This is a genomic window from Kitasatospora sp. NPDC036755 (assembly GCF_040636595.1).
Classification (GTDB): domain Bacteria; phylum Actinomycetota; class Actinomycetes; order Streptomycetales; family Streptomycetaceae; genus Kitasatospora.
The window spans coordinates 1-1,033 of record NZ_JBEZUT010000706.1; the positions used below are offsets into that span (position 1 = coordinate 1).

General features: G+C 74.0%; 1 protein-coding gene and 1 pseudogene. One reads left to right on the plus strand and one right to left on the minus strand.

What is annotated here, in order from left to right:
- Positions 1–94 (minus strand): annotated as a pseudogene (locus AB0E96_RS41355) (dTDP-4-dehydrorhamnose 3,5-epimerase family protein); the annotation flags it as partial.
- 102 nt (positions 95–196) lie between these two features.
- On the opposite strand from AB0E96_RS41355, the gene AB0E96_RS41360 reads away from it, so the two are divergent.
- Positions 197–757, plus strand: a complete 561-nt coding sequence (locus AB0E96_RS41360) for a GNAT family N-acetyltransferase (protein ID WP_359831996.1) — start codon at positions 197–199, stop codon at positions 755–757.
- Positions 758–1,033 lie beyond the last annotated feature (276 nt).

Here is a 1,033-nt window from a genome sequence, read left to right on the forward strand (position 1 = left end):
GCTCGGGGACGTACTCGCCGGAGAGCATGTACGACATCACGGTGTCGTCCTCCAGGGCCACGAAGGCGTGGGCGACGCCGACCGGGAAATAGACGTCTGCTGGCCCGGCTGCTGGAGGGGGCCCGGCCCTGAGGAGCCCGCCGGGGGCGCCGAATTCGCTTGCGCGGACGGCCAGGGCCGATGGAATGATCATGCGATGAGCACTGGAATCATCATCAGACGGGTGCGCACCGAGGACTGGCAGCGACTCAGGGACATCCGCCTGGACGCGCTGCGCGACCCGCTCGCGGCCGTGGCCTTCCTGGAGACCCACGAGCAGGCCGCCGCCCGGCCCGACGAGTTCTGGCAGGACCGCACGACCCGGGCCGCGACCGACCCGCACGTGGCGCAGTTCGTGGCGGAGGCCGAGGACGGCGAGTGGCTCGGCTCCATGACCGGGCTGGTCGAGCGGGCCGGCGGGGACGGGGCCCTGGCGGGCGACGTCGTCGAGGTGGACCAGGTGCACGTGGTCGGGGTCTACGTCCGGCCGCGGGCGCGGGGCACCGGGCTGGCGCTCGACCTGCTCCGGACCGTGCAGGAGTGGGCGTGGTCGCTCGCCGAGCCCAGGGTCGAGCGGGTGCGGCTGTTCGTCCACGAGGACAACCCCCGCGCCGAGGCGATGTACCGGAAGGCCGGCTTCGAGCACACCGGCGTGGCGCTGCCGGTGCCCGGCGGCGGGGACGGCCGGGAGATCGAGCTGGCGGTCCGGCGGGGCTGACCGCCCGGCGAGGGCTGCCGAGCGCGAAGCGGCGGCAGCGGTGACGGGGCGTCGGCGGTTGTGGAGGCGCGGCCACCGGGCGTTCACGTCCCGGGCCTGACGGTGGCTGCCCGAGCGGTGCTGTCATGAACACAGTCGCCCGGCGAGAGGCCGGGCCGGGACCAGGAGTGCTTCCCCCATGATGCCCCGTCACCGCCTCACCGTCGTCGCCTCGGCGGCCGCCCTCGCCGCCGCCGGGCTCGAGATATCAAGAGCACACGACTGAACACCAGTCAC

Excerpts from the sequence above, each read along its gene's own strand:
- AB0E96_RS41360 (WP_359831996.1), top strand. The coding sequence starts at position 197 with ATGAGCACTGGAATCATCATCAGACGGGTGCGCACCGAGGACTGGCAG.